The sequence below is a fragment of the Dolichospermum sp. LEGE 00246 genome (genome assembly GCF_015207865.1).
GTDB lineage: Bacteria > Cyanobacteriota > Cyanobacteriia > Cyanobacteriales > Nostocaceae > Dolichospermum > Dolichospermum heterosporum.
On the sequence record NZ_JADEWA010000688.1, the window covers coordinates 1 to 1,856 of the forward strand.

At 48.2% G+C, this 1,856-nt stretch carries 2 tRNA genes and 2 rRNA genes; all 4 read left to right on the plus strand.

What is annotated here, in order from left to right:
• Positions 1-220, plus strand: a 16S ribosomal RNA gene (locus tag IQ228_RS25580); the annotation flags it as partial.
• Positions 221-360: 140 nt separating this feature from the next.
• Positions 361-434, plus strand: a tRNA-Ile gene (locus IQ228_RS25585).
• Positions 435-517: 83 nt separating this feature from the next.
• A tRNA-Ala gene (locus IQ228_RS25590) sits at positions 518-590 on the plus strand.
• Between the two features lie 161 nt (positions 591-751).
• Positions 752-1,856: ribosomal RNA gene (locus IQ228_RS25595) — 23S ribosomal RNA — on the plus strand; the annotation flags it as partial.

The window sequence follows — 1,856 nt, forward strand, 5'->3', positions numbered from 1 at the left end:
GCCTTCGTGAAGGAGGAATCGCTAGTAATTGCAGGTCAGCATACTGCAGTGAATTCGTTCCCGGGCCTTGTACACACCGCCCGTCACACCATGGAAGTTGGTCACGCCCGAAGTCGTTACCCCAACCGCAAGGAGGGGGATGCCTAAGGTAGGACTGATGACTGGGGTGAAGTCGTAACAAGGTAGCCGTACCGGAAGGTGTGGCTGGATCACCTCCTTTTAGGGAGACCCAAATCAAGTCAAAAGGCAAAAGTCAAAAGTCAAAAATCAAGACCTAGACAAAAAACCTAGACTTCGGTTTATCCCAAGGTCGGTCGCAGACTTGAAGTAAAGCTTTCAAACTATGGTTTGGTTCGATAAGGGCTATTAGCTCAGGTGGTTAGAGCGCACCCCTGATAAGGGTGAGGTCCCTGGTTCGAGTCCAGGATGGCCCACCTGAAGAATTTTAGATTGGCGATTTTAGATTTTAGATTGAAATAAACAACCAATCCAAAATCGCAAATCCAAAATTTAGTAGGGGGGTTTAGCTCAGTTGGTAGAGCGCCTGCTTTGCAAGCAGGATGTCAGCGGTTCGAGTCCGCTAACCTCCACATTTGGAAAAAAACAGCAACTGAAACTATTGACATGATAATAGTTTTTGACTGCTGGGTTAAATTCCAGCCAGAACCTTGAAAACTGCATAAGAGAAAGAGAAAAAGCACCGCAGACACAGACATTGAGATGGATGTGAAAGCAAACAAGCAGACATTGTGGTCAAGCTAATAAGGGCTAATGGTGGATACCTAGGCACACAGAGGCGAAGAAGGACGTGGTTACCGACGAAATGTTCCGGGGAGTTGGAAGCAAACTAAGAGCCGGAAATATCCGAATGGGGCAACCCTATGTACTACCTGTTGAATATATAGACAGGAAAGAGCCAACCCAGCGAACTGAAACATCTTAGTAGCTGGAGGAAGAGAAATCAAACTAGAGATTCCCTAAGTAGTGGTGAGCGAAAGGGGAAGAGCCTAAACCAAGGGATTTATCCTTTGGGGTCGTGGGACAGCAATATCGAATCTAGAGGCTAGACGAAACAGCTAAATACTGTACCAGAGGGGGTGAAAGTCCCGTAGTTGAAAGTCAAAGGATAGTAGCTGAATCCCGAGTAGCATGGAGCACGAGGAATTCCATGTGAATCAGCGAGGACCACCTCGTAAGGCTAAATACTACTGTGTGACCGATAGTGAACAAGTACCGCGAGGGAAAGGTGAAAAGAACCCCGGAAGGGGAGTGAAATAGAACATGAAACCATAAGCTTACAAGCAGTGGGAGTCCGATTTAACGGATGACCGCGTGCCTGTTGAAGAATGAGCCGGCGACTTATAGGCACTGGTAGGTTAAAGCGAGAATGCTGGAGCCAAAGGGAAACCGAGTCTGAAGAGGGCGAGATATCAGTGTTTATAGACCCGAACCCTGGTGATCTAACCATGTCCAGGATGAAGCTTGGGTAACACCAAGTGGAGGTCCGAACCGACCGATGTTGAAAAATCGGCGGATGAGGTGTGGTTAGGGGTGAAATACCAATCGAACCAGGAGCTAGCTGGTTCTCCCCGAAATGTGTTGAGGCGCAGCGGTTGTGATTAAATCTGGGGGGTAAAGCACTGTTTCGGTGCGGGCTGGGAGACCGGTACCAAATCGAGACAAACTCAGAATACCCAGAGAACACACAGCCAGTGAGACAGTGGGGGATAAGCTTCATTGTCAAGAGGGAAACAGCCCAGACCACCAGCTAAGGTCCCCAAATCATCACTAAGTGATAAAGGAGGTGAGATTGCCTAGACAACTAGGAGGTTTGCCTAGAAGCAGCCACCCTTGAA